Consider the following 26,343-nt stretch of genomic DNA (forward strand, 5'->3'; position numbering starts at 1 on the left):
GTCACCGGCCGCCCACGCGTCCGGAGAGAGGGCTGGCGGACGGCGGTGTGGTGAGTCACAGTGCACCAGCATCCGCGCGAGAGACGCGGATCTCTGCCGACGAGAGGCGTCAACGTGGACAACCTCGCTGTGCTGAGCCTGCTGGCTCTGCTCCCCATCATCGTGGTGGGGGTGCTGCTGGCCGGGCTGAGATGGCCGGCAAAACGCGCCATGCCCATCGGCTTCGTGGTGGTGGTCGTCATCGCCCTGTTCGTGTGGGAGATGAGCCCGACCGCGGTCGCCGCGTCAGCGGTCCAGGGGCTGCTGCTGGCCCTGACGCTGCTCTACATCGTCTTCGGCGCGCTGCTGCTGCTCGAGACCCTCACCAAGAGCGGTGCGATGGCGACCATCCGCGCCGGGTTCACCAGCATCAGCCCCGACCGCCGGGTGCAGGCGATCATCATCGGCTGGCTGTTCGGCAGCTTCATCGAGGGCGCGTCCGGCTTCGGGACCCCGGCCGCCGTCGTCGCCCCGCTGCTGCTGGCGCTGGGCTTCCCGGCCATGGCCGCGGTCATGGTGGGCCTGATCATCCAGAGCACGCCGGTGAGCTTCGGCGCCGTCGGCACGCCCATCCTGGTCGGCGTCAGCGGCGGGCTGACCGGTGCGGACGCCGTCGAGGAGCGGACGGTGTTCCTCGGCATCGAGTTCCCCGAGTTCCTGGAGCGGATCGGCTTCCAGGTGGCCGCCATCCACGCCACCATCGGCACGCTCATCCCACTGATCCTCGCCTGCATGCTCTGCGGCTTCTTCGGTGAGCGGAAGCGGTTCGCCGACGGCCTGGCGATCTGGCCGTTCGCGCTGTTCGCCGCCTTCGCGATGACCGTGCCGTACGTGACCGTCGCCGCGGTGCTCGGGCCGGAGTTCCCGTCGCTGCTCGGCGGCCTGATCGGCCTGGTCATCGTGATGTTCGCGTCCAGCCGCGGCTTCCTGATGCCGAAGGAGATCTGGGACTTCCCGGCCCGGCAGCGGTGGGCGACCAACTGGATGGGCAACCTCTCCCCGGAGGACGAGAAGGACGTCGCGGGCAAGAAGATGAGCATCTGGCTGGCCTGGACGCCGTACGTCATCGTCGCCGTCCTGCTGGTGCTGAGCCGGACCATCGACCCGATCACCGAGTTCCTGACCACCGGCTGGCGGGTCGTCACCGTCGACGACATCTTCGGCACCGGCATCGCCCAGGCGCTGCAGATGGTCTACCTGCCCGGCTTCCTGTTCATCCTCACCTGCCTGATCACCTACGCCATCCACCGGATGCGGCCGGCCGACATCGCCGCGTCGTGGAAGGTGGCCGGGAGCCAGCTGGCCGGCGCGGCGGTGGCGCTGCTCTTCGCGCTGCCGCTGGTCCGGGTGTTCATCAACTCCGGGGCCGACTTCAACGAGTCCGGCCTGGCGTCGATGCCGCTGGTCCTGGCCGAGGGCGCCGCGTCCATCGCGGGCGACACCTGGCCGGCGTTCGCCCCGTGGATCGGCGCGCTCGGGGCGTTCGTCGCCGGCAGCAACACGGTGAGCAACCTGATGTTCTCGCTCTTCCAGTTCTCCACCGCGGTGGAGATCGGGGTGACCCCGGAGACCGTCGTCGCCACGCAGGCGGTCGGCGGCGCGGCCGGGAACATGATCACGGTGCACAACATCGTGGCGGCGTCGGCCACCGTCGGCCTGATCGGGCGGGAGGGCGACCTGATCCGCAAGACCGTCCTGCCGACGATCTACTACTGCCTGATGGCCGGTGGCATCTCGCTGGTGCTGATCTACGGGTTCGGGGCCAACCTGAGCACGCTGTGGCTGGCCGTCCTGCTGGTCGCGGTCGCCGCGCTGATCATCGCGATGCGGCGGTCGCCCGGGAAGCCCAACAACGAGCTCGTCGACACGGCCGGGTCGCCCGCGGACAGCGCCACGACCGGCCGGGCACCCAGCGACGGCCGGGAGCACACGGACATGGTTCCCGACCCGAACCGGACCCCCGACAACCCCTGACCCGGCCGGCACCCCGCCCCCTGCCGGGGCGGGGTGTCAGTCGGGCAGGACGACGTCCAGGGTGAGCAGCTCGTGGGCGACCGTCCCCGTACCGATCAGACCGGCCAGCGCGGCGGTGCCGGAACCGGCGACCACCCGGGCCCACTGGGTGGTCTCCACGCCCTCGCCCATGGCGGCGCCGTGCTCCAGCACGAAGCTGCCCCGCCGTCCGGCCAGGGCGCCGGTGATCCGCTCCTGCGCCACGTAGGACGCGCCGCGCTCGCCCTGGGTGGTGAGCGCATGTCCGGTGGCCGAGCCGGTCAGGTCCTCGCCCTCGTAGGTCTTCGCGAGCACCACCCGCCCGGTGGCCGGCGCACCGGGCTCGGCGGACTCCGGGTCACCGACCGCGTCCCAGGTGTCGATGGTGAACGGCGCGGTCAGGTGCAGGTCCATGCCCGGCATCCTGGCCCCCATCCCGCCGACTGTCCCGGGATCAGGCCACGGGCAGACTCATCGCCGTGACGGTGGTGGTGGTCGGTGCCGGGCCGGTCGGGGTGACGGCGGCGCTGCTGCTGGCCCGCCGGGGCGTCGACGTCCTGGTGCTGGACCGGCACCCGGCCGCCTATCCGCAGCCGCGGGCGGTGCACCTGGACGACGAGTCGCTGCGGGTGCTGCAGGCCGCCGGTGTGGCCGAGGCGTTCGCCGCGGTCAGCCGGCCGATGGCCGGGCTCCGCCTGCTGGACGGGGAGCACCGCACGCTCGTGGAGTTCGGGCGCGGGGACGGCGAGCACGGCTGGCCGCAGGCGTCGATGTTCAGCCAGCCGGACCTGGAGGCGGTCCTGCGCGACGCACTGGCCGCCGAGCCCCGGGCCGAGCTGCGCGGCGGGGTCGAGGTGTTGCACGTGGAACAAGCCGGACCTGTGCGTCTCACCGTCCGCGACCGGGCCACCGGCGTCGAGGAGGAGCTGGTCGCCGACGCCGTGCTGGGCTGCGACGGGGCGAACAGCACGGTGCGCCGGCTGATCGGGTCGTGGATGCACGACCTCGGTCCCGCCGAGCGCTGGCTGGTGGTCGACCTGGCCGCCGATGCCCCGCTGGACGTCTGGCCCGGCGTGCAGCAGGTCTGCGACGCGGTGCGCCCGGCCACGTTCATGCCGATCGCCGGCGACCGCTACCGCGCCGAGTTCCGGCTGGCGGCGGGGGAGTCCGCCGCCGAGTTCGACCTCCCGGCGCAGCTCGGCCGGTTCGGCGCGCAGGGGTGCACCGTCGTCCGCACCGCGGAGTACACCTACGCCGCTCAGGTGACCGACCGCTGGCGGGACCGGCGGGTGCTGCTCTGCGGCGACGCCGCCCACCTGACCCCGCCGTTCATCGGCCAGGGTCTCGGCCTGGGCCTGCGCGACGTGCACCAGCTCGCCTGGAAGCTGGCGGCGGTGCTCGACGGCGCGGACGACGCGCTGCTGGAGACCCACCAGGCCGAGCGGGCACCGCACGCGCGGGCGCTGATCCGGGTCGCGGTGCTGCTCGGCCGGCTGATGACCGGCGGGGGCGACCGGGCGGCACTGGTGCGCCGGGCGGTGCTGACCGGGGTGCGCCGGCTGCCGCGGCTGGCCGCCTTCGCCGCCGCCAGCCGGACGCCGCCGCTGCGTCGCGGCCCGCTGGTGCGTCGGCCTCTCCTCGCGCCCGGCTCGCCGGTCGGGTCGCTCCTGCCGCAGCCCCCGGTCGCGGGCGCCCAGCGGCTGGACGAGCTGCTCGGGGACGGCTGGGCAGTGCTCAGCACCGGCGGGCCGGTGCCCGCGGACTGGCCGGGTCCCGTGGTGCGGGCCGACCAGCTCGGCTCGCCGGAGCTGGTCGGCTGGCTCGGCGGCCGTTCGGTGCTGGTGCGCCCGGACCGGATCGTGGCCGCCGCCGCCCGCGGCTAGCGTGACCGGGTGAGCTTCGACGTCGCAGCACTCCGCGCCCACTTCCCCGCCCTCACCGACGGGGCCGCGCACTTCGACGGCCCGGGCGGCTCGCAGACGCCGGACGTCGTCGCGCAGGCGGTCGCGGCCGCCATGACCCAGCCGATGGCCAACCGCGGCTCGGTCACCCAGGCCGAGCGCAACGCCGACGCGGTGGTGCGGGAGGCCCGCCAGGCGGTGGCCGACCTGACTGGTGGCGATCCCGGCGGCGTCGTCTTCGGGCGCAGCGCCACCGCGCTGACCTACGACCTGTCCCGGGTGCTGTCCGCCGGCTGGGGGCCCGGTGACGAGGTGGTGGTGACCCGGCTGGACCACGACGCGAACATCCGCCCTTGGGTGCAGGCCGCCGAGGCCCGCGGCGCCACCGTGCGCTGGGCCGACTTCGACCCCGCCACCGGAGAGCTCGACCCCGCGACCGTCGGGGCGCTGCTGTCCGACCGCACCCGGCTGGTCGCCGTCACCGGCGCCTCCAACCTGATCGGCACCCGGCCCGACGTCGCCGCGATCGCCGCGCTGGCGCACGAGGTCGGGGCGCTGACCTGGGTGGACGGCGTGCACCTGACCGCGCACGCGCCGGTCGACGTCACCGCGCTGGGTGCGGACTTCCTCGTCTGCTCGCCCTACAAGTTCCTCGGCCCGCACTGCGGCTGCCTGGTCGCCGCGCCGGAGCTGCTGGAGACGCTGCACCCGGACAAGCTGCTGCCCTCCAGCAACGCCGTCCCGGAGCGGTTCGAGCTGGGCACGCTGCCCTACGAGCTGCTGGCCGGCACGACGGCGGCGATCGACCTGCTCGCCGCCCAGGCCGGCCCCGAGGGCGACCGCCGCAGCCGGCTGGTCGCCGCGATGGCCGCCGTCGAGCAGCACGAGGACGTGCTGCGGGAGCGGATCGAGGACGGCGTCCGGGCGCTGCCCGGGGTGACGCTGTGGTCCCGGGCGGCCCGGCGCACCCCGACCCTGCTGCTGACCTTCGCCGGCCGCGAGGCGGCCGAGGCCTACCGCTTCCTGGCCGAACGCGGCGTCAACGCCCCGGCCGGCTCGTTCTACGCGCTCGAGGCCAGCCGCCACCTGGGGCTGGGCGACACCGGTGGTCTGCGGGTCGGGCTCGCCCCGTACAGCGACGACGCCGACATCGACCGGCTGCTCGCCGCGCTGCAGGAGTTCACCGCGGGCTGACGCCCGTTCAGCCGGCTTCGGCGATCCGCTTGATCGCGGCCAACGTCGCCGGGATGCTCTCGTGGGCCGAGCGGGTGCGGTCCTCGATCTGCGCCTGCGCGTCGGCGCCGTACCGCTCGGCGAAGAAGTGCTGGCCGGCGGGGAGGAACTCCCAGGACTCGGTCAGCCGGGTGCCGCCCTCGACCGGCTCCATGGTGAAGCCCCACCGGACCAGCTTCCCGCCGACCAGGAACGCGAACTCCTGACCCGGCTCGGCGGCGACCACCTGGCTGCGGGTCTCCCAGGTGCGCCCAGGCACCTCGTTGCGCCCGGTGAACCAGGCGCCCACCTGCGCCGAGTGCCCCTCGTCCCACCAGCAGGACGTGCAGATGGGGCTCCACTCGCCGGTCCGGGTCACGTCGGACACGAGGTCGTAGACCACCTCCGGGGACGAGCGGACGACGACGGAGTCGGCATGGGTGAGGCTGTCCATCCGGGCATCCTCGCAGCGGCCGGCCAGTGGGCCGACGCGGGTCGGCGGACGAGGCGCAGACCCGTCGGCGAACGGACGGGTGCATCCGAGACCGGCGGGTACCGGGATGACCACGCAGACCGGGGTGGTCGCCCTCCTCGGTCACCGACCGCGTCCGCACGCTGCCGATCCGAGGAGCCCCACGATGGCCCGCAACACCCTGTCCCGTTCCCTGCACGACGTCGGCCTCGCCGCCTGGTTCGGCGGCACGCTCGCCAACGCCGTGGCGCTGAACCCGGCCTCCGGCGAGGCGGGCAGCGCCCGCGGCACCGGCGCCGTGGCCAACGCCGGCTGGGACCGGTGGACGCCGGTCAACGCCGCCGCCATCGGGGCGCACCTGATCGGCAGCATCGGCCAGCTGCAGGCCAACAAGCGGCGGGTCGCCGAGCAGCAGGGCGTGCGCGCCATGTCGACGGCGAAGACCGTGCTCACGGCGGCCGCGCTGGGCGTCACCGCCTACAGCCGGCTGCTCGGCAAGGTCGTCGACCAGGGCGGCGCCACCCCGTCCCGGCGCGCCACCAAGCCCTCCAAGCGGGCCCGGGGCGAGATCGCGGCCGCCCAGGAGCGGCTCGACCAGCTGCAGTGGGTCGTGCCGGCGCTCACCGGCGCCCTCGTCGTCGTCAGCTCCTACGCGGGTGAGCAGCAGCGCCCGTCGGAGGTGCTGCGCGGCATCACCGCGACCAGCTCCACCGTCTGAGCCGACCGGCCCGTGACCGACCCGGCCCCGCAGGTCGCGGGACGGGTCGGTGGCGGCCGGTCAGCGCAGGCTGGGGAAGCCGGCGGCCAGCTCGTCGAAGGCCTGGTGCAGTGCGGCGCCCAGGGTGATCCGGCCGTCGGCCAGCCACAGCTCGAACGCCGTCGTCGCCGCGGCCCGGGTGCTGGTCGCGACCAGCCGCGGCACCAGTGCGTCCGGCGCCACGCCGGTCCGCCGCGCCACGTGTGCGGCGACGACCCGGTCGACGTCGGCGTAGCGCACCTGGGAGTGCGCCAGCAGCGCCGGTTCGGTCAGGATCAGCCGCATCCGCTGGCGCAGCATCGGCAGGTCGGCCTCGGCGTAGTCGTTGACCTCGACGTAGGCGGCGGAGACCGAGGCGAGCACCGGCTGGTCGGCCGCAGCGGCGGCGAGCATCCCCTCCAGCCGGACGACGTGGCCGTCGAACTGGCCCCAGACCGCGTCGGCCTTGGTGCCGCAGTGGCGGAAGAAGGTGCGCCGGCTGATCCCGGCGGCGTCGGCCACCTCGTCGATGGTCACCGCCTCGAACCCCTGCGCGGTGAACAGGTCGAGGGCAGCCTGCTCGATCCGGGCGCGGGTCTCCTCGCGGGCGTCGGCCGCGACCATCGTCTCGGTCACGGTCCCCATCCTGCCCCCAGGTGGAGCGGTGACCGCCCGGCGCCGCGCTCCCGGTCGCAGCGCTTGCTCGTGGCACTGGGTGTCACCTACGGTCTGCCGGGTCAGGTCCGTGACCCAGTTCACCCGGAGGCACCGTGCCCGAGACGACGCAGGACGAGCTCACCGTCGAGACCCCCGCAGCCGCCGAGGAGGTGCTCGTCGAGGAGTCCCTCGTGGAGGAGGTCTCCATCGACGGCATGTGCGGCGTCTACTGATCCCCGCCCGATGACCTCACCGGCTCCGGCCCCAGTGGCGATCGACCCAGCGGTGTTCGACCCGGAGCTGCCCTGGCAGCGCGCGCGGTCGGTGGCGCTGCGGCCGGAGCCCTTCGGGGCGCTGGTCTACCACTTCGGCACCCGGAAGCTGTCCTTCCTGAAGTCGAAGACGCTGGTCCGGGTCGTGGAGACCCTCGCCGACCACCCCACCGCCACGGCCGCCCTCCTCGCGTTCGAGGTGCCGGAGCCCCAGCGCGCCAGCTACGTCAAGGCGCTGGCCGACCTGGCCCGTTCCCAGATGATCGAGAGGCGTTCAGCATGACCGCCGTCCTCCCCTCCCGCCCCGCCGAGCGCCCCACCGGCGGGCGGCTCATCGACCAGTTCGAGTACGGCCTGGACGCCCCGATCTGCCTCACCTGGGAGCTCACCTACGCCTGCAACCTGGCGTGCGTGCACTGCCTGTCCTCCTCGGGACGGCGCGACCCGCGCGAGCTGTCCACCGCCGAGGCGGAGGCGGTGATCGACGAGCTGCAGCGGATGCAGGTCTTCTACGTCAACGTCGGCGGCGGCGAGCCCACGGTGCGGCCGGACTTCTGGCACCTGCTGGACTACGCCATCGGGCACGACGTCGGGGTGAAGTTCTCCACCAACGGCGTCAAGCTGGACAAGGCCCGGGCCGCGCAGCTGGCCCGCACCGACTACGTCGACGTGCAGATCTCCCTGGACGGCGCCACCGCCGAGGTCAACGACCGGGTCCGCGGCACCGGCTCGTTCGCCACCGCCACGAAGGCGCTGGAGAACCTGGCCGAGGCGGGGATGAAGGACTTCAAGGTCTCCGTCGTCGTCACCCGGGAGAACGCCGGGCAACTGGACGAGTTCAAGGCGCTCACCGACTCCTACGGCGCCCAGCTGCGGATCACCCGGTTGCGGCCCTCGGGCCGCGGGGCCGACGTCTGGGAGCAGCTGCACCCCACGATGGCCCAGCAGAAGGACCTCTACTCCTGGCTGCTGGCCAACGGCGACAACGTGCTCACCGGCGACTCGTTCTTCCACCTGTCCGCGTTCGGCGAGGCCCTGCCGGGGCTGAACCTGTGCGGCGCGGGCCGGGTCGTCTGCCTGATCGACCCGGTCGGGGACGTCTACGCCTGCCCGTTCGCCATCCACGAGAACTTCCTGGCCGGCAACGTGCGCTCCCCCGGCGGTTTCCAGCAGGTGTGGCAGAACAGCGAGCTCTTCGCCGACCTGCGCAACCCGCAGACCGGCGGCGCCTGCACCAAGTGCCAGCACTTCGACTCCTGCCGCGGCGGGTGCATGGCGGCGAAGTTCTTCACCGGCCTCCCGCTGGACGGGCCCGACCCCGAGTGCGTGCAGGGCTACGGGGAGAGCGCGCTGGCCGCCCGCGACACCGAGCTGGTCACGCCCCGCAGCCACCTCGACCACTCGCACACCGGCCCGGTGCGCGGTCAGCCCACGCTGCTGGGCATGCCCGCGATCCCGCCCGCCAAGATCTGCGACGAGTCGCCGCTGGCCGGGCTGCAGCTCGGCTGACCGCACCGCCCCGGCCGGGGCGCCGAGCTCAGCGGAGCGGGGCGACCAGGCCGGGGGCGTCGGCCTGGTGGGGCAGCAGGTCGGCGACGGTCAGCAGGGCGAAGAACGCGGCGAGGACGGCGACGGTGACCATCAGGACCTCCAGGGGTGGGTGGACCTCCACGGTCCCCCCACCCGCTGGACGTCGGCGGGGTGTTCCCTGTGCCCCTGCTGGGAGGGCCGGTCAGAGCGCGACGGTCTCGTTCTCCCCGCCGGAGTACGGCTGCCCGGTGACCTTGGCCTTGGCGAAGCTGAAGACGCTGGCCAGCCGTCCGCCGGGGGAGTCCCAGTACTCGGCGGAGGCGGCGTCCACCCGGAGCAGCACCACGTCGGTGTCCTCCGGGCCGTTCGGGAACCAGGCCTCGACCACGGGGTTCCACAGCTGCTGCTTCCTCGCCAGGTCGTCGAACACCACGGCGTGCCCGGTCAGCGAGACCCAGCTGTCGCTGCCGGAGGTGGCCACGTTGACCTGTGGGTTGGCGGTGACCTGGGCGACCTTGCGGGAGCTCCGGCTGGCGAAGAACCACAGGTCGCCGTCGAACTCGACCTGCTGCATCGACATCGGCCGGCTCATCAGCGTGCCGTCGGGGGTGATCGTGGTGAACACGGCGATCCGCTCGTCCTTCAGCAGCTCCGCGACCTTGCGGGTGTCGGCAGCGCGCGTGTCCTCAGCGCGGGTGTCCTCAGTGGTCATGCAGCTGCCCTGCCCGCAACGGCGGCCGGTGACACCCCTGCTCTGGCAGGGTGCCCGGCCGTGGGCGACGGCGTGCGGCTGACCGGGGCGACCTGGCCCGACATGGCGGGTCGTCCGCTGCTCGTCGTCCCGCTCGGGTCGGTCGAGCAGCACGGCCGGCACCTGCCGCTGACCACCGACACCGTGGTCGCGCAGGCGGTGGCGGAGGCCGCCGTCGCGGAGCTGGACGGCGCGGTGCTCGCCCCGGCGCTCGCGTACGGCGCCAGCGGTGAACACGAGGGGTTCCCCGGCACGATCTCGCTCGGCACCGCGGCGCTGACCACCGTGCTGGTCGAGTACGGCCGCTCGGCCGGACGCTGGGCGGGCCGGCTGCTCGTGGTCAATGGGCACGGCGGCAACCTCGACGCCCTGCGGGCAGCGGTGCCGCAGCTGCGGGCCGAGGGCCGGGACGTCGTCTGGTTCCCCTGTGGCGTGGCCGGGGGCGATGCGCACGCCGGGCGCACCGAGACGTCACTGATGTTGCACGTGGAACCTGCTGGGGTCCGCCCGGAGTTCGCCGCCGCGGGGGAGACCGCGCCGATCGCGGAGCTGCTGCCCCGGCTGCGGGCCGAGGGTGTGCGCGCGGTGAGCCCGGACGGCGTGCTCGGCGATCCCGCCGGTGCGTCGGCGGCCGAGGGGGCGCAGCTGGTGCGCTCGCTCGCCGGGCGGCTGGTGGCCGCGGTCGGGGCCTGGGACGCCGACGCCGCCGGGCGGCTCCTGGGCTGAGCCAGGTGCTGCCCGGCGGCGCCGGTGCGGACAGGTGGTGGTGCTGAGCTCAGGTGGTGCGGGATCAGCCGAGGGCGTCGGCGAACTGCGGGACGGCGTTCTCCAGGGCGTACTGGATGCCCAGCGGGGTGCCGCTGGAGAAGGCGTTGGTCAGCGTTGCGTCGTCGAGCACCACTGCGTTGCCGGACTGCACGGACGGGATCGCCTGCCACAGCGGGTTGTCAGTGATCTCGCTGGGCTCGACGAAGATCGGGAAGGCGACGGTCAGGCCGGCGTCCAGCAGGGGGAGCTGCTCCTCGCTCACCGGCACGTAGAAGCTGTCGGTCGCCAGCTCCTCGATCGCCGGCTTGTTCACGAAGCCGAGTTGCTCCATGAAGTCGACCCGTGAATCACCGCTGACGTAGGCGCCGAAGCCCTCGGAGGTGTAGGCGGCCACGGCGACCTCGGTGCCGTCGAACTCGGGGTTCGCCTCAGCGGCGTCGGCGAAGTCCTGGTCGACCTCGGCCTCGAGCTCGTCGGCCGCCTCGTCCCGGCCCAGCGCCTGGCCGACCAGCTCGAGCTGCTGCCGCCAGCTGGTCTGGTACTGCTCGACGCCCTCGGGCTGGCCGATGGTCGGCGCGATCTGGCTGAGCGCGTCGTAGCGCTCCTGCGTGGCGTCGGACCGGGTGTCCAGGATCAGGTCGGGGTCCAGCGCGGCGATCGCCTCGATGCTGGGCTCCAGCGTCTCGATGATCTCCGGGGCCTCGTCGTACAGCCCCTCGGCCCACGGGCCCACGCCCTCGCCGCCGAAGCCGAGCCAGTCGCTCGCGCCGACCGGCTGGACGCCGAGGGCCAGCGCCGTCTCGGCGTCGCCCCAGCCGAGGGCGACGACCCGGGTCGGCTCCTCCTCGACCGTCACGTCACCGAAGGCGGTCTCGACCGTGACCGGGAAGGCGTCCGACGAGCCGGTGGTCGGGTCGGCGCCCTCGGCGGTGGTGTCGTCGCCGGTGTCGGAGCCGCAGCTCGTGATGACGAGCGCAGCGGCCAGCAGGGCGGTGCCGCGGAGGGCGAAGCGGGACATGCGAGCTCCTTCGGTGGATCAGGTGAGGCTGACCTAAGCACACGGAGGTCACGGTCCGGTCACCGTGGCGGAGCAGGACGGCCGCGGTCGGGTCCCATGCCCGGGGGCTGCCGCCACGCCGCACCCGCACGTCGGTGGTCCCCGGCCCGGCGACCGGCAAGACTGCCGGGGTGCTGATGACCCTGTCCACCACCCACCGGCCGGCGACGGACCTGGGCTTCCTGCTGCACAAGAACCCCGCACGGGCGCAGCAGGTCGAGGTCTCGACCGGGACGGCGCACGTCTTCTACCCGGAGGCGACCGACGAGCGGTGCACCGTCGCGCTGCTGCTGGAGGTCGACCCGATCGCGTTGGTGCGCGGGAACCGGGGGAACGAGGGCTTCGCCCTGGGTCAGCACGTCAACGACCGGCCGTACGCCGCGTCCAGCCTGCTGGCCGTCGCGCTGGGCAAGGCCTTCGCCAGCGCCCGCCGCGGGGTGAGCAAGGAGCGGCCCGACCTGGTCGACCAGGCGCTGCCGCTGGAGGTGCACCTGCCGGCGCTGTCCTGCCGGGGCGGTGCCGAGCTGGCCGAGCGGTTCTTCGCGCCGCTGGGCTGGCAGGTCGAGGCCCGGGCCGTCCCGCTCGACGAGCAGTTCCCCGAGTGGGGCGACTCCCGCCACGTCGACCTGCGGCTGCGCGGCACCCAGCGGCTCGCCGACGCGATCAACCAGCTGTACGTCGCGCTGCCCGTGCTCGACGACGCGAAGCACTACTGGGTGAGCACCGACGAGATCGACAAGCTGCTGCGCGCCGGCAGCGGGTGGCTGGCCGGCCACCCGGACCGCGAGCTGATCACCCAGCGCTACCTGGCCCACCAGCGCGCACTGTCCGGCCAGGCGATGGCCCGGCTCGCCGAGGTCGACGACGCCGACGTCGACACCTTCGATGACGCGGTCGCCGCGACGCCCGAGGTCCCCGAGCGTCCGGCGCCCCTGGCCCAGCTGCGGCAGGGCGCCGTCCTCGCCGTGCTCCGGGCGGCCGGCGCCCACCGGGTGCTCGACCTCGGCTGCGGCTCCGGGGCGCTGCTCCCCGCCCTGCTGGCCGAGCCGTCCCTCACCGAGGTGGTGGGGGTCGACGTCAGCTCCCGCGCGCTCGAGGTGGCGGCCCGCCGGCTGCGCCTGGACCGGATGCCCGAACGTCAGCGCGCCCGGATCAGCCTGCTGCAGAGCGCGCTCACCTACACCGACGCCCGGCTGGCCGGGTACGACGCGGCGGTGCTGATGGAGGTCGTCGAGCACCTGGACCCCGACCGGCTGCCGGCGCTGGAGCACGCCGTCTTCGCCGCCGCCGCGCCGTCGACCGTCGTGGTCACCACGCCCAACGCCGAGCACAACGTGCGGTACCCGGCCCTGGCCGGCGGCGGCCTGCGGCACCGGGACCACCGGTTCGAGTGGACCCGCGCCGAGTTCGCCGAGTGGGCCGACGGCGTGGCCGCCCGTCGGGGGTACGCGGTCCGGTACCTCGGTGTCGGCGGCGACGACCCGGAGGTCGGCCCGCCCACCCAGGTGGCGGTCTTCACCCGCGCGGCGGGGCAGGAGGTGGCGGCATGAGCGACGTCCGCGAGCTCGCCGTCCCCGAGCTCTCCCTGGTCGTGCTGATCGGCGCCTCCGGCTCGGGCAAGTCCACCTTCGCCAGGAAGCACTTCCGGCACACGCAGGTGCTCTCCAGCGACGTCTGCCGGGGCCTGGTCGCCGACGACGAGAACGACCAGTCGGCGACGCCGGCCGCGTTCGCCGTGCTGCACGCGATCGCGGCGGCGCGGCTGCGCGCCGGCCGGCTCACCGTCGTGGACGCGACCAACGTCAAGCGCGAGGACCGGGCGTCGCTGGTGCAGCTGGCGCGCGACCACGACGTGCTGCCGCTGGCGATCGTGCTGGACGTCGCGGAGGGCGTCTGTCTCGCGCGCAACGCCGCCCGCCCCGACCGGGACCTCGCCCCCACCGTGGTCAGCCGGCAGCGCGCCGAGCTGCGGCGTGGGCTGCGCGGGCTGAGCCGGGAGGGGTTCCGCAAGGTGCACCTGCTGAGCAGCCCGGAGGAGGTCGACGCCGCCGTCCTCACCTACGAGAAGGCCTACAGCGACCTGCGCGCCGAGACCGGCCCGTTCGACGTCGTCGGTGACGTGCACGGCTGCCGCGCGGAGCTGGAGGAGCTGCTCGGCCGGCTGGGGTACGAGCTCGTCCGCGACCCGCAGGGCCGGCCGGTGGACGCCGTCCCGCCCGCCGGACGGCGCGCGGTCTTCCTCGGCGACCTCGTCGACCGGGGCCCGGACTCCCCCGGCGTGCTCCGACTGGTGATGGGCATGGTGAGCGCAGGGCACGCGCTCTGCGTCCCGGGCAACCACGAGAACAAGCTGGTCAAGGCGCTCCGCGGGCGCGACGTGCAGATCACCCACGGGCTGGAGACCACCCTCGCCCAGCTGGAGGCGGAGACCCCGGAGTTCCGCCGCGAGGTCGAGGACTTCTGCTACGGGCTGGTCAGCCACTACGTGCTGGACGGCGGCGCGCTGGTCGTGGCGCACGCCGGGCTGACCGAGGAGCTGCACGGGCGGGCCAGCGGACGGGTGCGCAGCTTCGCCCTGTACGGGGACACGACCGGTGAGACCGACGAGTTCGGCCTGCCGGTCCGCTACCCGTGGGCCCAGGACTACCGCGGCCGGGCGATGGTGCTCTACGGCCACACCCCGGTGCCCGAGCCCGAGTGGGTCAACAACACGATGTGCCTGGACACCGGCTGCGTGTTCGGCGGCCGGCTGACCGCACTGCGCTACCCGGAGCGAGAGCTCGTCGACGTCCCGGCGCACCGCACCTGGTACGAGCCGGCCCGCCCGTTCCTCTCCGAGGACGACGCGACGCCGGAGCGGCCCGACGAGGTGCTCGACGTCGCCGACGTGCTGGGCAAGCGGATCGTGGAGACCCGGTTGTCCGGCCGGGTCACCGTGCGGGCGGAGAACGCCGCCGCGGCGATCGAGGTGATGAGCCGGTTCGCCCTCGCTCCCCAGCAGCTGGCCTACCTGCCGCCGACGATGAGCCCGGTGGCGACCGCGGCGCACCCGAACCTGCTGGAGCACCCGGCGGAGGCGTTCGCCTACTACCGCGGCGAGGGGGTCGACCAGGTCGTCTGCCAGGAGAAGCACATGGGTTCGCGGGCCGTCGCGCTGGTGCGACGGCAGGACGCGGCAGGCGACCCCGACCGGCCGGTGGGGGAGCGCGGAGCGCTGTACACCCGCACCGGCCGCGCGTTCCTCGGCGAGGAGCTGACCAGGGAGTTCCTGGCCCGGGTCGCCCGGGCGGTCGAGGGTGCCGGGCTGTTCACGGAGCTGGGCAGCGACTGGGTGCTGCTGGACGGTGAGCTGCTGCCCTGGTCGGTCAAGGCCGGTGACCTGATCCGCGGCCAGTACGCCGCCGTGGGCGCCGCGGCCCGGGCCGCGCTGCCGGTCGCCGAGGCGGTGCTGGTGCAGGCCGCCGGCCGGGGGCTGGACGTCGGCGAGCTGCTGACCCGCCAGCGGGCCCGCCGGGTCGACGTCGAGGGGTTCACCACCGCCTACCGGCGCTTCTGCTGGCCCACCGACGGGCTGAGCGGCACCGCCTTCGCGCCGTTCCAGCTGCTCGCCGCGGCCGGGGCGACCTTCAGCGATCGGCCGCACGGGGAGCACCTGGCCCTCGCCGACCGGCTGGCCGAGGCCGACCCGGAGCTGCTGCGCCGGACGCAGCACCGTGCGGTCGACGTCACCGACCCGGTCAGCGAGCAGGCCGCCACCGACTGGTGGACGGAGCTGACCGCCGGCGGTGGGGAAGGGATGGTGGTCAAGCCGGCCGCCAACCTCACCCGCGGGCGCCGGGGCCTGGTGCAGCCCGGGCTGAAGGTGCGCGGCCGCGAGTACCTGCGGCTGGTCTACGGCCCCGAGTACACCGAGCCGGCGAACCTGTCCCGGCTCCGGGAGCGCAACCTAGGGCGCAAGCGGGGCCTGGCCCTGCGGGAGTACGCCCTCGGGCTGGAGGGCCTGGAGCGGTTGGCCCGGGGCGAGCCGATGTGGCGGGTGCACGAGTGCGTCTTCGCCGTCCTGGCACTGGAGTCGGAGCCGGTCGACCCGCGGCTCTGACTTGCCCCTGTCAATCCTCGGGAATCAGTCGGTGCAGCGACAGCTCCGTCAAGCCCACGGAATGGACGCTGCCGCGTGCCGCAGGGGACTCGCCGTGCTTTCGTGAGACCATCCGGCCATGGCGCAGCTCGACGCGAGTCCCCGCTCGATTCAGTCTGTCTATTCTTGGTATAGCCAGGGGCAGCTAAAGGTGAACCGTCGGTACCAGCGCAAGCTGGTTTGGACGACCAAGGAGAAGCAGAAGCTAATAGAGTCGGTGATGAAGAGGTACCCCGTACCTGCGATCCTGCTGGCCGCCCGGGACGACGGCTACGAGATCATCGATGGACTGCAGCGCCTGCATGCCATCGTCTCATTTGTCGAAACCGCTTTCGCGACGCTGGATGAAGAGTATTTCGACGTTTCGAGCTTTGTGACCGCTAAGAATCGGGCGGATTCAGGGGCGTTTGAGATAACGGGACAGGATTCGAAGATCGGATCCATGGAGGTGGCGGCATTCCTGGACTATTCGCTAGCTATTACGGTTATGCGGGATGCTTCGGAGTCTGAGATCGATGACGTCTTTGGGCGAATCAACACCTATGGGCACCGGCTGAGTGATCAAGAGCGGCGTCAAGCTGGTGTGCAGTCGGCCTTTGCGGACACGGTGCGCGAGCTCGCGACCCAGCTCAGGCAAGATGTTTCCCCCGAACCGATCGTCGACCTTTCGTTGATGCCGAGTATCAGCATCGATCTGCCGATGGCTCGACATGGCTACGGGACTGCAGCGTCGTCTACTTTCTGGGTTAACCAGGGTGTCCTTCGATCAACAGACTTGCGCGATTCGATGGACGAGCAGTGCCTTTCCGACATTGCGGCAATCATCGCTGGCGGAGCCATGATCGAGCGTTCTAAGGACGCACTTGACGCCGTCTATGCACCGGACACGCCAGAGAGTAACCGTGTACTGACGGGTCTGGTCACGCATGGATCCGATAAGCTGAAGACGGAATTGAAGTACTGCATCGACGAGATTATGGCTATCTGCAGCGGCGGATCGGCTCCTTCTAAGCTGCGGGATGTCATCTACCCTGAGGGGACCAATAACTCGTTCCCCTCGGTGTTCGCCATTTTGGTGGTGGCATTGCATGAAAAGCTCATCGCTGAGAGTAAAAAGATCGCAGATCACGCAGCAGTTAAGGACAGTCTGACGGGCCTGAACGGCCGCCTATCGTCCGGGCGAACCGCCGATGAGCGCCGCCGAAACGTCAACGTTGTCAAGGGGCTAATTGACGCTCATGTAGTCGAGGGGTCAACATCCGCTATTTATGGCGCCCACTCGTCTGTCGATATTGACAACATTATCCAACGGTCACGAATTGAGCTTCCACACTACGAGCTTAAGCAGGGATTGCTTAACCTGAATCCGCAACGCTCAGTCAACTCGGACCTTCCTGGCAAGGTCGTTAGAACGCTGTGCGCTATGGCAAACAACGGCGGCAATCGGTCTGGAACTGTGTTGATTGGCGTCACCGATGACGCGGCCGATGCGGATCGGGTGCGGGAGCTCGACGGCGTGCAACCTGTTCCGGTAGGCGCTCGATACGTTGTGGGAGTCAATAGGGAAGCCGCAGTTCTCGGTGAAACTGTCGAAGAGTACTTTTCGCGATGGAAAAACGCTATTCGTAGCGCGAATATCTCCCCGACATCACTACGGGATGCACTGCTCGCCAATATTGACTACCACGAGTATCGAGGACTTGGCGTGATCGTGATCTCCGTACCGATCATGCGGGAAGTCTCTTACGTCGATGACGTTCCTTATCGCAGGGAGGGTGATGAGACTGTCGCGGTGACCGCGCTCTCGCAGGCGGTGGACTTGGGTAGACGTTTCCAAGGATGAGTCCAGGGAGCTCCCCATGGGGCGACTGACGGCAGGAACACGGCGGGGTGCTGGTGGGTTACCCCCACAGTCGCGATCAGCCCGCCCAACGGGGGTGGACGTCCCGCGCAGACCGAGAGGACCAGCCATGCAGAACGGCATCCACCCCGAGTACCGCACCGTCGTGTTCCAGGACACCGCGACCGGGGCCACCTTCCGCACCCGCAGCACCGTGCAGACCAGCCGGACCATCGAGCTGGACGGCGAGACGTTGCCGGTGGTCCCGGTCGAGATCAGCGCCTCCTCGCACCCGTTCTGGACCGGCAACCAGCGGGTGCTCGACACCGCCGGCCGGGTCGAGAAGTTCAACCAGCGGTTCGGCGCGCGCACCCGCAGCTGACGCACCGTTCGCCCGACGCCCTCGTCGGCCCGCCCGGGCCGGCGGGGGCGTCGTCGTGTCAGTGGGCCCGTCAGTGGTCGGCCGGCACCACCGGCAGGGCTCGGAGGGCGCGCAGGCCGACGGCGCCGGTGGCGACCGCGGTGGCCGCGGCGGCGAGGGTGGCCAGCACCACGACGGTCGCGTAGCCGGGCGGGGTGTCGTACGGCCAGCGGCTGGCCAGCGCCGGCACCGTCGCCAGGGCCAGCACCGCCACCGCCAGCTCGGCCGGCCCCCGCGCCCGCCCGCGGCGCAGCAGCAGCACGGCACCGGCCACGACCGTCAGCAGCGCCCACTGCACCACCGGGTCGAAGAGCCCCCAGGTCCACTCCGGCGGCTCGCCCGGGCCGAGCGCCGCCAACGACACCGAGGCGACCAGTGGGATCGGGACCAGCCACAGCGGCCGGTGCATCGGGCGGCCCGGGGGCATGAGCGCGGCTGCCACCAGTGGGACGGCGATCGTCAGCTGGAACAGCAGCTCCAGCGGGCGGATCACCGAGACGACCGCCGGCACCAGCTGCCCGATGAGCACGACGACCGCCAGGGGGCGGGTGGCGGCCAGCCCGCGGACGGCGCAGACCGCCAGGACGACGGTGAGCGCACTGACGACGGTGTGGACGGCGTTCGCCGGCCCCCACAGCAGCCGGTCACCGAGGTCCGGAGCGTCGATGAACGGGAGCCGGCCGTGCAGCCACGCCGTCGAGAACAGTCCGAGCAGGGCCTGCGAGGCGAGCGCCACCGTGCCGGCGACGGCGACCAGCCGCACCGTCTGACCGGTCGCGACCGCGCGCACCGAGGCGCCCGGCGCGCCGAGCCGGAGGCTCAGCGCCAGTCGGGCGACGTCCAGCCGGTCGGTCAGCGACGGGCTGCCGAACTCCGCGTACTCGGGATCGTCGGCGGTCTCCACCTGCAGGTAGGTCTCGGTCATGTCGTCGGCCCAGCGCGACCGGGCCGGCTCGGGCAGCCAGGCCAGCAGCCGGCGGTAGCGCTCCTCCAGCGGGCTCATGCCGGCCGGACCGCCAGCCGGGCCCGGGCGGCGCGGGCGTTGGCCTCCTGCCGGGCGACCTCCGTCTCCAGCGCCAGCCGGCCGGCGTCGGTGAGCCGGAAGTAGCGGCGCAGCCGGCCGGCGTGCACCTCCTCCCGGTCCAGCGCCACCTGGCCCTCGGCGACCAGCCGGTCGAGCACCCCGTAGAGCGTGCCGACCCGCAGCGTCACCCGGCCGCCGGACAGCCCCTGGACCTCGCCGATCACCCCGTACCCGTGCCGCGGCTGGTCGGCCAGGGCCGCCAGCACGAAGAAGGTCGGCTCGGTGAGCGGCCGGACGTCCATGGCGGGACGTTAGCGCGCCATGCATCGGCTGTCGATGCATCGGCGCACGGAGTCCGGTGGCGGTGTCGGCAGCCGCGGTTAGGGTCCGGCACCGGGAGCGGGGCTCGAGGTCCTGCCGGTGAGGACGGAGCACGCGGATGGCGCACCAGGCGACGGGGGAGACCGGTGCGCCGGCGGAGTCCCCGACCCCGCGGGTGGCGGTGGAGACCAACGGCATCAACGTGATCGCCGAGGCCGAGCGCAAGGGCACCCCGCGCCAGCTGTTCTGGCCGTGGTTCGGCGCGAACGTCAGCGTCCTGGGCCTGGCCTACGGCGCGTTCGTCCTCGGCTTCGGCATCTCGTTCTGGCAGGCCGTCGTCGCCGGCGTCGTCGGCATCGTGCTCAGCTTCGCCCTCTGCGGTTTGATCGCCATCGCCGGCAAGCGAGGCTCGGCGCCCACCCTGGTGCTCAGCCGCGCCGCGTTCGGGGTCACCGGGGGCCGGGTGCCCGCCGTCCTCTCCTGGATCCTCACCGTCGGCTGGGAGACGGTGCTCGCCTCGCTGGCCACCCTCGCCACCGCCACGGTGTTCACCCAGCTCGGCTGGGGTGGCGGGACGACGACCCAGGTCGTCGCCTTGCTGGTCGTGGCCGCCCTGGTGGTCGTCGGCGGGGTGCTGGGCTTCGACCTGATCATGCGGATGCAGACGGTGATCACCGTCGTCACCGGCGTGCTGACCGTCGGCTACCTGATCCTGGTCGCCGACGAGATCGACTGGGCGGTGGTCAGCGACCTGCCCGCCGGCTCCACCCAGGCGTTCATCGGCGCGCTGGTGTTCGTCATGACCGGCTACGGGTTCGGCTGGGTCAACGCCGCGGCCGACTACTCCCGCTACCTGCCGCGCACCGCCTCGACCCGCGGGGTCGTGGGCTGGACGACGTTCGGCTCCGCGCTCGCCCCCGTCGTCCTGCTGGTCGTCGGGCTGCTGCTGGCCGGCTCGTCGACCGACCTGGCGGCGGCGATCAGCGCCGACCCGATCGGCGCGCTGGCCGCCCTGCTGCCCACCTGGTTCCTGGTGCCCTTCGCCCTGGTCGCCGTCCTGGGGCTGGTCGGCGGCGCCCTGCTGGACATCTACTCCTCCGGCCTGTCCCTCCTCGCCGCCGGCGTGCGGGTCCCCCGCCCGGTCGCCGCCTCGATCGACGGCCTGCTGATGGTGCTCGGCGCCATCTGGGTGGTCTTCCTGGCCGAGGGTGACTTCTTCGTCCAGTTCCAGGGCTTCCTGATCACCCTCGGTGTCCCGGTCGCGGCCTGGTGCGGGATCGTGCTGGCCGACCTGCTGCTGCGCCGCCGCGACTACGCCGAGGCCGAGCTGTACGACCGGCGGGGGCGCTACGGCTCGGTGCCCCCCGTCCCGCTGACCCTCCTCGGGCTGGGCACGGTGCTCGGCTGGGGGCTGGTCACCAACACCTACGCCAGCTGGCTGACCTGGCAGGGCTACCTGCTCGGCCCGGTGGGCCTGGGTGGCAAGGACGGCGACTGGGCGTTCGCCAACCTCGGTGTCCTGGTCGCGCTGGCGGTCGGGTTCGCCGGCACGCTGCTGCTGCGCCGCGGGGCGGTCCAGCAGCAGGAGGCGGGGTGAGCGGCCCGGTGCCCGACCGCGTGCTGGTGGTGGTCGACGTCCAGCACGTCTTCGCCGACCGGGACTCGCCGTGGGGCGCGCCCCGGTTCGCCGAGGTGCACCCCGCGATCCGCCGGCTGACCAGGGCGTTCGCCGGGCGTGTGGTGCACACCCGGTTCGTCGCGCCGGCCGAGCCGACCGGGGCCTGGGTGCCCTACTACGCGCAGTTCCCCTTCGCCCTCACGTCCCCGGACGCGCCGCTGTACGCGCTGGTCGACGACCCGGGCGACGCCCCGGTGCTCGACGCGACCACCTTCGGCAAGTGGGGCCCCGAGCTCGGCGCCCTGGTCGGGGCCGGGCCGCTGGTGCTGGCCGGGGTCTCCACCGACTGCTGCGTGCTCTCCACCGCCCTGCCCGCCGCGGACGCCGGGGTGCCGGTGCAGGTGGTCACCGACGCCTGCGCGGGCGCCAGCGACGCCGACCACGACCGGGCGCTGGCCGCGATGGCGCTCTACGCGCCGCTGATCACCCTCACCACCACCGACGCGGTGCTCGCCGGCCGATGAGCCTGCCCCCGCCGCCCCCGGACCGGCTGCCCGACGGCTTCACCGTCGTGCTCGGCCCCGGCGTCGAGCGCCGGGAGGGCGGGACGGCGCTGCTCGGCGGCTCCCCGGCCCGGCTGCTCCGGCTGGCCCCGGCCGCGCGGACGCTGCTGACCGGCGACCGGCTGGCGGTCACCGACGCCCGCAGCGCCGCACTGGCGGCCCGGCTGCTCGACGCGGGCGTCGCCGCGCCCGAGGTGCCGGCGGTGCCGCGGCCCGACGTCACGGTCGTCGTCCCGGTCAAGGACCGGACCGACGGGCTGGCGCGGCTGCTGGCCGCCCTGCGCGCCGACCCCGGCACGGCCGGGTGCGCCGTGGTGGTCGTGGACGACGGCTCGGCCGACCCCGCCGCGGTGGCCGCGGTGGCCGCCGGGACGCGGCTGATCCGGCACGAGCGTGCCCGCGGCCCGGCCGCCGCCCGCAACGCCGGCCTGCGGGTGGCCGGCACCGAGGCGGTGGCGTTCGTCGACTCCGACTGCGTGCCCGAGGCCGGCTGGCTGGGCACGCTCGCCGGGCACCTGGCCGATCCACGGCTGGCCCTGGTCGCGCCGCGGATCACCGCGCTGGACCCGGCGCAGCCCGGCTGGGTGGCCCGGTACGAGGAGCTGGCCAGCGCCCTGGACATGGGCCCGGCCGCGGCGCCGGTCGCGCCCGGCACCGGCGTCTCCTACGTGCCCAGCGCGGCGCTGCTGGCCCGGCGGGCGGCGCTGGGGGCGGGCTTCGACGAGGCGATGCCGGTCGCCGAGGACGTCGACCTGGTGTGGCGGCTGACCGGCGCAGGCTGGCGGGTGCGCTACGAGCCGGCCGCCCGGGTCGCCCACGACCACCGGGTCGAGCTGCGCGACTGGCTGCGGCGCCGGGCCTTCTACGGCACCGGCGCGGCGCTGCTCGCCCAGCGGCACGGCGCGGCGGTCGCCCCGCTGGTGATCTCGCCCTGGTCGCTGGCGGCCTGGGTGCTCCCGGTGCTCGGCGGCCGGCTGGGGCTGCTGGGCAGCGTCGGTGTGCTGGGCCGGGCCAGCGTGCTGCTCGCCCGGCGGGTGGCCGCCCCCGGCCAGCCGCCGCCGATCAGCTGGGCGGCCGGCCTGGTGCTGCGCGGGACGGCGTCGTCCGGACGGGCGCTGGGCCGCACCGTGACCCGGCACCACTGGCCGTTGGCCGTGGCGGCGGCGGTCGTCTCCCGCCGGGCGCGGCGGGCGGCCGGAGCGATCGCGGTCGCCGACGCGGTGGCCGGTTGGTGGCCGCACCGCCGGGAGATCGACCTGCTCGCCTTCGCGGCCGGCCGCCGGCTGGAGGACCTGGCCTACGGGGCCGGGCTCTGGTGGGGCGTGCTGCAGGCCCGCGACGTCCGCGCCCTGCTGCCCGCCCCGCCCGAGCCGGTCGCCCCGCGCCGGTGACGTCGGGGTGACGTGCGACTGAACACTGCGTCCGGCAGGAATGCAGTTGCATCGTGCAGCCTTGTCGCCGAGGTACTGCGAACGTGGCCAGCGTCGGTCCCGCGGGAGCACAGCACCGACCAGGGGGATCGATGACCGCCACACAGCACTCCGCACGAACGGACCAGGCCGCGCCCGACCTGACCGCACCCGACCAGGCCGCCGGCGCCCCGGTCGACGTCTCCGGGCCGTCCGACCCGCAGGTGGAGAAGCCGAAGACCGCCCGGCTCGCGCTGACCCTGGGCGCGTTCGTCGCCCTCGGGCCGCTGACCATCGACATGTACCTGCCGGCCCTGCCGACGATCGCCACCGACCTGGAGACGACGTCCGCGGCGGTGCAGCTCACGCTCACCGGCACGCTGATCGGTCTCGCGCTCGGCCAGCTCGTGCTCGGTCCGCTGTCCGACCGGTTCGGCCGCCGCCGTCCGCTGTTGGCCGGCACGGCGGTGCACGTGGTCGCGTCGTTGCTGGTGCTGCTCGCGCCGAACATCGCCGTCCTGGGTGCCCTGCGGGTGCTGCAGGGCATGGGCACCGCGGCCGGTGCGGTGATCGCGATCGCCGTCGTCCGCGACCTGTTCGTCGGCCGTGCGGCGGCGACGATGCTCTCCCGGCTGTTCCTGGTGCTCGGGGCCGCGCCGGTGCTGGCGCCCACGATCGGCGGGGAGGTGCTCCGCTTCACCTCCTGGCGCGGGGTCTTCCTGATCCTCGCGCTCTACGGCGTGGCGCTGCTGGCCATCGGTTTCTTCCTGATCCGGGAGACCCTGCCGCCCGAGCGGCGCAGCACCGAGGGGGTCGGCGGCACGCTGCGCGGCTACCGGTCGCTGTTCGGTGACCGCGCCTACGTCGGCCTGGTGCTGGTCGCCGGCCTGACCATGGCGGGCCTGTTCGCCTACGTCTCCGGCTCCTCCTTCGTCTACCAGCGCCAGTTCGGCCTGGACGAGCAGGAGTTCGGGCTGCTCTTCGGCGCCGGCGCGTTCTGGCTGATCGCCGCCACCCAGCTCAACCCGCTGCTGCTGCGCTGGTTCTCCCCCGCGCAGGTGCTGGTCGCCGGCACCATCGGGGGCGCGCTCTCCGGACTCACCCTCACGGTGCTCGCGGCCACCGAGACCGGCGGGTTGTTCGCGGTCGCGATCCCGCTGTGGGCGGTGCTGTTCGCCTGCGGGCTGGCGCTGCCCAACGCCCCGGCGCTCGCCCTGTCCCGGCACGGCGAGGCGGCGGGCACCGCAGCCGCGCTGCTCGGCGCCGTGCAGTTCGGCGTGGGCGCTGCGGTCTCGCCGCTGGTCGGCCTGCTGGGCAACGACGCGGTCGCGATGGGCGCGGTGATCGTGGGGTCGCTGTCGCTGGCGATCGTCGTCCTGGTGGTCGTCGTCCGGCCGTGGCAGCTCGAGGAGCCCGACCCCGAGGTGGCTGCGGTCGCCGCGCACTGAGTGGCGACCCCGGTCAGCCGATGACGACGGCGCCGGTCGTGCCCACCTGCACGAGCCGGGTCACCCCGGTGCTGGCGCTGGTCACCTGCTCCTCGAACCAGAAGACGTAGGGCTCGCCGGGGGTGAGCCCGTCGACCGTGACGGTCATCGGCTGGCAGCCCTCGACCTGGGCGACGGCCCGCACCACCGGCGGGGGCTGCTGCCCACCGATCAGGCGCTGGCTGACCGCCTGCACCCGGTAGCCGACCACCTCGGGCCGGTTGTCCGACATCCAGTCCAGCGTCGCCGACCCCGGCCCGGGGACGACGCCGGGCACGATCCGGCGGGGCGTGGTGCCGGCGCCACCGCAGCCGTCGGGCTCCAGCTCGTAGACCGGCGATCTGCCGATCGACGCGTTGGGCATGATCGAGATCCGCCCCGGCCGCGGCGGCTGGGGGACGACCAGCCCGCCGTCGGTCGCGACGTCGGCGCGGGAGGCGGCCCCCGCGCGGGTGGCGCGCTCGGCGCGTGCCGCGGCGACGTCGGCCAGGGTGTCCACACCCTGCGCCTCCGCGAGCACCGGCACCTCCGCCGACACGGGGGCCGGAGCAGGGGCCGGGACGGCGGCGGGCACCTGCACCACCGGTGCGTCCGTGGCGGTCAGGTCGACCAGCACGGGGGTGAGCTGCGGGGCGAGCACGACCGCGCCGACGGTCACCGCCAGCAGCGGGACCAGCCAGCGGGTGTGGTCCCGGCGCCGCCGGACGGGGGCGCGCCGCCGGGCCACGGGGCGGCTGCCTGCGGTGCGTCGTCTCTGTTCGGCCATGACAGCTCCCTCCCGGTGCTCAAGGGAGCATCGGCACGGAGGGGCCCCGGCTCGCGCCGAACCACCCGAACGGGTCGCGGCGGCGGGAATGGCCACGCCGGGCGACGTCTTGGGCCAGCTGTGAGCGCACCCCCCGCCGTCTCGACGACGTCGGCTCCCACCGCACCCTCCACCCGCACCGCGGTGCTGGCGATCGTCGCCCTCGCGCTCGGTGGGTTCGCCATCGGCACCACCGAGTTCGTGACCATGGGGCTGCTGCCCGACATCGCCCGCGGCGTGGGCGCGAGCATCCCCGAGGCCGGGCACGTCATCTCCGCCTACGCCCTCGGCGTCGTCGTCGGCGCCCCGGTGCTCGCCGCGCTGGGCGCGCGGCTGCCACGCCGGCGCCTGGCGATGGGGCTGATGGTGGCGTTCGTCGTCGGCAACACCCTCAGCGCGCTGGCCCCCGGCTACGGCTCCCTGGTGCTCTCCCGCTTCGTCGCCGGCCTCCCGCACGGCGCCTACTTCGGCGTCGCCTCGCTGATCGCCGCGTCCCTGGTGCCGGCCCACCTGCGGGGCCGCGCGGTCAGCTCGGTGATGCTCGGGCTGGCGGCCGCCAACGTCGCCGGGGTGCCCGCCGCGACGTGGTTGGGCCAGCAGCTGGGCTGGCGCTCGGCCTACTGGGCGGTCGTGGTCATCGGCGCGCTGACCTTGCTGGCCGTGCTCACCGTCGTCCCCTCGGTGCCGGGGCGCTCGGAGGCGACGATCCGCGACGAGCTGGGGGCGCTGCGCCGTCCCCAGGTGATCCTGACCCTGCTGGTCGCCACCGTCGGGTTCGGCGGCATGTTCGCCATGTACAGCTACATCGCGCCGATCGTCACCGAGGTGGCCGGCCGGTCGGCCGGCTTCGTGCCGGTCGTGCTGCTGGCCTTCGGGGTGGGTGGCGTGCTCGGGACGGTGCTGGGCGGGCGGCTCGCCGACCGGGCGCTGTTCCGCTCGCTGGTCGGGGCGACCGTCGCCACCGGCGTGCTCCTCGGCGTGATGGCGGTGGCCGCCGGCAACGCCCTGGCGCTGATCGTCACGGTGTTCACCATCGCCGCGGCCGCCTCCACGATGGTCGTGCTCCTCCAGCTGCGGCTGATGGAGGTCGCCGGTGAGGCGCAGATGCTCGGCGCCGCGCTGAACCACTCGGCGCTCAACGCCGCCAATGCCCTGGGCGCCTGGCTCGGGGGCCTGGTCATCGCCGCCGGCCTGGGCTACCGGGCGCCGAGCGTGGTCGGTGCCGGGCTCGCCGTCCTCGGGCTGGGCTTCCTGGCCGCGTCCGCGGTGCTGCGCCGCCGGGAGCTGCGCGCGCCCTGATCCGGCCGAGCCGTGGCCGAGCTGGTGGCGC

At 73.5% G+C, this 26,343-nt stretch carries 26 protein-coding genes; 17 read left to right on the forward strand and 9 right to left on the reverse strand.

Annotated elements, in window-relative coordinates; all coding sequences use genetic code 11:
* Window positions 1-114: 114 nt before the first annotated feature.
* Window positions 115-2,013 (forward strand): L-lactate permease, encoded by a 1,899-nt coding sequence (locus O2W16_RS05810; RefSeq protein WP_269157857.1) that lies wholly within the window; start codon window positions 115-117, stop codon window positions 2,011-2,013.
* Between the two features lie 36 nt (window positions 2,014-2,049).
* On the opposite strand, the gene O2W16_RS05815 is transcribed toward O2W16_RS05810, so the two are convergent.
* Entirely contained in the window at window positions 2,050-2,445 is a 396-nt protein-coding gene (locus tag O2W16_RS05815; protein ID WP_269157858.1) for a DUF3224 domain-containing protein, read from the reverse strand.
* A gap of 65 nt (window positions 2,446-2,510) precedes the next feature.
* Between O2W16_RS05815 and O2W16_RS05820 the strand changes: the two genes are divergently transcribed.
* Window positions 2,511-3,914, forward strand: a complete 1,404-nt coding sequence (locus O2W16_RS05820) for a bifunctional 3-(3-hydroxy-phenyl)propionate/3-hydroxycinnamic acid hydroxylase (RefSeq protein ID WP_269157859.1) — start codon at window positions 2,511-2,513, stop codon at window positions 3,912-3,914.
* 9 nt (window positions 3,915-3,923) lie between these two features.
* Entirely contained in the window at window positions 3,924-5,126 is a 1,203-nt protein-coding gene (locus tag O2W16_RS05825; RefSeq protein ID WP_269157860.1) for a cysteine desulfurase-like protein, read from the forward strand.
* A gap of 7 nt (window positions 5,127-5,133) precedes the next feature.
* Here O2W16_RS05825 and O2W16_RS05830 read toward each other — a convergent pair whose 3' ends face one another.
* Window positions 5,134-5,598 (reverse strand): SRPBCC family protein, encoded by a 465-nt coding sequence (locus O2W16_RS05830; protein ID WP_269157861.1) that lies wholly within the window; start codon window positions 5,596-5,598, stop codon window positions 5,134-5,136.
* A 184-nt stretch (window positions 5,599-5,782) separates the two neighbouring features.
* On the opposite strand from O2W16_RS05830, the gene O2W16_RS05835 reads away from it, so the two are divergent.
* The gene (locus O2W16_RS05835; protein ID WP_269157862.1) at window positions 5,783-6,334 is read left to right on the forward strand and encodes a hypothetical protein; all 552 of its coding nucleotides are present in this window, start codon (window positions 5,783-5,785) and stop codon (window positions 6,332-6,334) included.
* A 60-nt stretch (window positions 6,335-6,394) separates the two neighbouring features.
* Here O2W16_RS05835 and mftR read toward each other — a convergent pair whose 3' ends face one another.
* Window positions 6,395-6,997: a mycofactocin system transcriptional regulator gene (gene mftR / locus O2W16_RS05840; protein ID WP_269157863.1), complete on the reverse strand. Its 603-nt coding sequence runs from the start codon at window positions 6,995-6,997 to the stop codon at window positions 6,395-6,397.
* Window positions 6,998-7,122: 125 nt separating this feature from the next.
* Here mftR and mftA point away from each other — a divergent pair, with 125 nt between their 5' ends.
* The 3 genes from mftA to mftC are packed head-to-tail and all read left to right on the forward strand — an operon-like array spanning window position 7,123 to window position 8,790.
* Complete coding sequence (gene mftA / locus O2W16_RS05845) at window positions 7,123-7,242, forward strand: mycofactocin precursor MftA (protein WP_269157864.1); 120 nt, start codon at window positions 7,123-7,125, stop codon at window positions 7,240-7,242.
* 10 nt (window positions 7,243-7,252) lie between these two features.
* The gene (mftB, locus tag O2W16_RS05850; protein ID WP_269157865.1) at window positions 7,253-7,564 is read left to right on the forward strand and encodes a mycofactocin biosynthesis chaperone MftB; all 312 of its coding nucleotides are present in this window, start codon (window positions 7,253-7,255) and stop codon (window positions 7,562-7,564) included.
* Window positions 7,561-8,790: a mycofactocin radical SAM maturase gene (gene mftC / locus O2W16_RS05855; RefSeq protein WP_269157866.1), complete on the forward strand. Its 1,230-nt coding sequence runs from the start codon at window positions 7,561-7,563 to the stop codon at window positions 8,788-8,790. Before mftB ends, mftC begins: the two co-directional genes overlap by 4 nt.
* Before the next feature lie 28 nt (window positions 8,791-8,818).
* Here the strand turns inward: mftC and O2W16_RS05860 are convergent, their stop codons facing one another.
* Window positions 8,819-8,953 carry a hypothetical protein gene (locus O2W16_RS05860; protein WP_269157867.1) on the reverse strand — a complete coding sequence of 45 codons (135 nt, stop codon included), beginning with the start codon at window positions 8,951-8,953 and terminating at the stop codon, window positions 8,819-8,821.
* Between the two features lie 60 nt (window positions 8,954-9,013).
* Entirely contained in the window at window positions 9,014-9,523 is a 510-nt protein-coding gene (locus O2W16_RS05865) for a pyridoxamine 5'-phosphate oxidase family protein (protein ID WP_269157868.1), read from the reverse strand.
* A gap of 60 nt (window positions 9,524-9,583) precedes the next feature.
* Between O2W16_RS05865 and mftE the strand changes: the two genes are divergently transcribed.
* Window positions 9,584-10,288 (forward strand): mycofactocin biosynthesis peptidyl-dipeptidase MftE, encoded by a 705-nt coding sequence (gene mftE, locus O2W16_RS05870; RefSeq protein WP_269157869.1) that lies wholly within the window; start codon window positions 9,584-9,586, stop codon window positions 10,286-10,288.
* 64 nt (window positions 10,289-10,352) lie between these two features.
* On the opposite strand, the gene O2W16_RS05875 is transcribed toward mftE, so the two are convergent.
* The gene (locus O2W16_RS05875; protein ID WP_269157870.1) at window positions 10,353-11,348 is read right to left on the reverse strand and encodes an ABC transporter substrate-binding protein; all 996 of its coding nucleotides are present in this window, start codon (window positions 11,346-11,348) and stop codon (window positions 10,353-10,355) included.
* 176 nt (window positions 11,349-11,524) lie between these two features.
* Here O2W16_RS05875 and O2W16_RS05880 point away from each other — a divergent pair, with 176 nt between their 5' ends.
* From O2W16_RS05880 to O2W16_RS05895, 4 genes are all read left to right on the forward strand, one after another.
* Window positions 11,525-12,937, forward strand: a complete 1,413-nt coding sequence (locus O2W16_RS05880; RefSeq protein WP_269157871.1) for a 3' terminal RNA ribose 2'-O-methyltransferase Hen1 — start codon at window positions 11,525-11,527, stop codon at window positions 12,935-12,937.
* On the forward strand, window positions 12,934-15,486 hold the full coding sequence (locus O2W16_RS05885; RefSeq protein WP_269157872.1) for a polynucleotide kinase-phosphatase: 2,553 nt from the start codon (window positions 12,934-12,936) through the stop codon (window positions 15,484-15,486). Before O2W16_RS05880 ends, O2W16_RS05885 begins: the two co-directional genes overlap by 4 nt.
* A gap of 118 nt (window positions 15,487-15,604) precedes the next feature.
* Window positions 15,605-17,368 (forward strand): GmrSD restriction endonuclease domain-containing protein, encoded by a 1,764-nt coding sequence (locus O2W16_RS05890; RefSeq protein WP_269157873.1) that lies wholly within the window; start codon window positions 15,605-15,607, stop codon window positions 17,366-17,368.
* 127 nt (window positions 17,369-17,495) lie between these two features.
* Window positions 17,496-17,747 (forward strand): type B 50S ribosomal protein L31, encoded by a 252-nt coding sequence (locus tag O2W16_RS05895; RefSeq protein ID WP_269157874.1) that lies wholly within the window; start codon window positions 17,496-17,498, stop codon window positions 17,745-17,747.
* A gap of 70 nt (window positions 17,748-17,817) precedes the next feature.
* Here O2W16_RS05895 and O2W16_RS05900 read toward each other — a convergent pair whose 3' ends face one another.
* Both O2W16_RS05900 and O2W16_RS05905 read right to left on the reverse strand, forming a co-directional pair.
* A complete protein-coding gene (locus O2W16_RS05900) occupies window positions 17,818-18,789 on the reverse strand; it encodes a hypothetical protein (RefSeq protein ID WP_269157875.1) in 972 nt (323 codons plus the stop codon).
* Window positions 18,786-19,112 (reverse strand): PadR family transcriptional regulator, encoded by a 327-nt coding sequence (locus O2W16_RS05905; RefSeq protein WP_269157876.1) that lies wholly within the window; start codon window positions 19,110-19,112, stop codon window positions 18,786-18,788. The genes O2W16_RS05900 and O2W16_RS05905 overlap by 4 nt, the downstream gene beginning before the upstream one ends.
* Window positions 19,113-19,249: 137 nt before the next feature.
* On the opposite strand from O2W16_RS05905, the gene O2W16_RS05910 reads away from it, so the two are divergent.
* The 4 genes from O2W16_RS05910 to O2W16_RS05925 all read left to right on the forward strand — a co-directional run bounded on the left by O2W16_RS05910 (window position 19,250) and on the right by O2W16_RS05925 (window position 24,169).
* On the forward strand, window positions 19,250-20,728 hold the full coding sequence (locus O2W16_RS05910; RefSeq protein ID WP_269157877.1) for a purine-cytosine permease family protein: 1,479 nt from the start codon (window positions 19,250-19,252) through the stop codon (window positions 20,726-20,728).
* Window positions 20,725-21,273, forward strand: a complete 549-nt coding sequence (locus O2W16_RS05915; protein ID WP_269157878.1) for a cysteine hydrolase family protein — start codon at window positions 20,725-20,727, stop codon at window positions 21,271-21,273. The genes O2W16_RS05910 and O2W16_RS05915 overlap by 4 nt, the downstream gene beginning before the upstream one ends.
* Entirely contained in the window at window positions 21,270-22,703 is a 1,434-nt protein-coding gene (gene mftF / locus O2W16_RS05920) for a mycofactocin biosynthesis glycosyltransferase MftF (protein ID WP_269157879.1), read from the forward strand. Before O2W16_RS05915 ends, mftF begins: the two co-directional genes overlap by 4 nt.
* Window positions 22,704-22,834: 131 nt before the next feature.
* The gene (locus O2W16_RS05925; RefSeq protein ID WP_269157880.1) at window positions 22,835-24,169 is read left to right on the forward strand and encodes a multidrug effflux MFS transporter; all 1,335 of its coding nucleotides are present in this window, start codon (window positions 22,835-22,837) and stop codon (window positions 24,167-24,169) included.
* A 13-nt stretch (window positions 24,170-24,182) separates the two neighbouring features.
* On the opposite strand, the gene O2W16_RS05930 is transcribed toward O2W16_RS05925, so the two are convergent.
* Window positions 24,183-24,974, reverse strand: coding sequence for a hypothetical protein (locus O2W16_RS05930; protein WP_269157881.1), 792 nt, complete (start codon window positions 24,972-24,974; stop codon window positions 24,183-24,185).
* A gap of 120 nt (window positions 24,975-25,094) precedes the next feature.
* Here O2W16_RS05930 and O2W16_RS05935 point away from each other — a divergent pair, with 120 nt between their 5' ends.
* Window positions 25,095-26,312 (forward strand): MFS transporter, encoded by a 1,218-nt coding sequence (locus O2W16_RS05935; RefSeq protein ID WP_269157882.1) that lies wholly within the window; start codon window positions 25,095-25,097, stop codon window positions 26,310-26,312.
* The last annotated feature ends 31 nt before the right edge of the window (window positions 26,313-26,343 follow it).

The sequence above is a fragment of the Modestobacter sp. VKM Ac-2984 genome (assembly GCF_026967985.1).
GTDB lineage: Bacteria > Actinomycetota > Actinomycetes > Mycobacteriales > Geodermatophilaceae > Modestobacter.

Bases quoted from the DNA above. Each gene is read 5' to 3' on its own strand.
- O2W16_RS05815 (WP_269157858.1), bottom strand. From the start codon at position 2,445: ATGGACCTGCACCTGACCGCGCCGTTCACCATCGACACCTGGGACGCG.
- O2W16_RS05830 (WP_269157861.1), bottom strand. From the start codon at position 5,598: ATGGACAGCCTCACCCATGCCGACTCCGTCGTCGTCCGCTCGTCCCCG.
- O2W16_RS05835 (WP_269157862.1), top strand. From the start codon at position 5,783: ATGGCCCGCAACACCCTGTCCCGTTCCCTGCACGACGTCGGCCTCGCC.
- mftR (WP_269157863.1), bottom strand. From the start codon at position 6,997: ATGGGGACCGTGACCGAGACGATGGTCGCGGCCGACGCCCGCGAGGAG.
- mftB (WP_269157865.1), top strand. From the start codon at position 7,253: ATGACCTCACCGGCTCCGGCCCCAGTGGCGATCGACCCAGCGGTGTTC.
- mftC (WP_269157866.1), top strand. From the start codon at position 7,561: ATGACCGCCGTCCTCCCCTCCCGCCCCGCCGAGCGCCCCACCGGCGGG.
- O2W16_RS05865 (WP_269157868.1), bottom strand. From the start codon at position 9,523: ATGACCACTGAGGACACCCGCGCTGAGGACACGCGCGCTGCCGACACC.
- O2W16_RS05875 (WP_269157870.1), bottom strand. From the start codon at position 11,348: ATGTCCCGCTTCGCCCTCCGCGGCACCGCCCTGCTGGCCGCTGCGCTC.
- O2W16_RS05880 (WP_269157871.1), top strand. From the start codon at position 11,525: ATGACCCTGTCCACCACCCACCGGCCGGCGACGGACCTGGGCTTCCTG.
- O2W16_RS05885 (WP_269157872.1), top strand. From the start codon at position 12,934: ATGAGCGACGTCCGCGAGCTCGCCGTCCCCGAGCTCTCCCTGGTCGTG.
- O2W16_RS05890 (WP_269157873.1), top strand. From the start codon at position 15,605: ATGGCGCAGCTCGACGCGAGTCCCCGCTCGATTCAGTCTGTCTATTCT.
- O2W16_RS05895 (WP_269157874.1), top strand. From the start codon at position 17,496: ATGCAGAACGGCATCCACCCCGAGTACCGCACCGTCGTGTTCCAGGAC.
- O2W16_RS05900 (WP_269157875.1), bottom strand. From the start codon at position 18,789: ATGAGCCCGCTGGAGGAGCGCTACCGCCGGCTGCTGGCCTGGCTGCCC.
- O2W16_RS05905 (WP_269157876.1), bottom strand. From the start codon at position 19,112: ATGGACGTCCGGCCGCTCACCGAGCCGACCTTCTTCGTGCTGGCGGCC.
- O2W16_RS05910 (WP_269157877.1), top strand. From the start codon at position 19,250: ATGGCGCACCAGGCGACGGGGGAGACCGGTGCGCCGGCGGAGTCCCCG.
- mftF (WP_269157879.1), top strand. From the start codon at position 21,270: ATGAGCCTGCCCCCGCCGCCCCCGGACCGGCTGCCCGACGGCTTCACC.
- O2W16_RS05925 (WP_269157880.1), top strand. From the start codon at position 22,835: ATGACCGCCACACAGCACTCCGCACGAACGGACCAGGCCGCGCCCGAC.
- O2W16_RS05930 (WP_269157881.1), bottom strand. From the start codon at position 24,974: ATGGCCGAACAGAGACGACGCACCGCAGGCAGCCGCCCCGTGGCCCGG.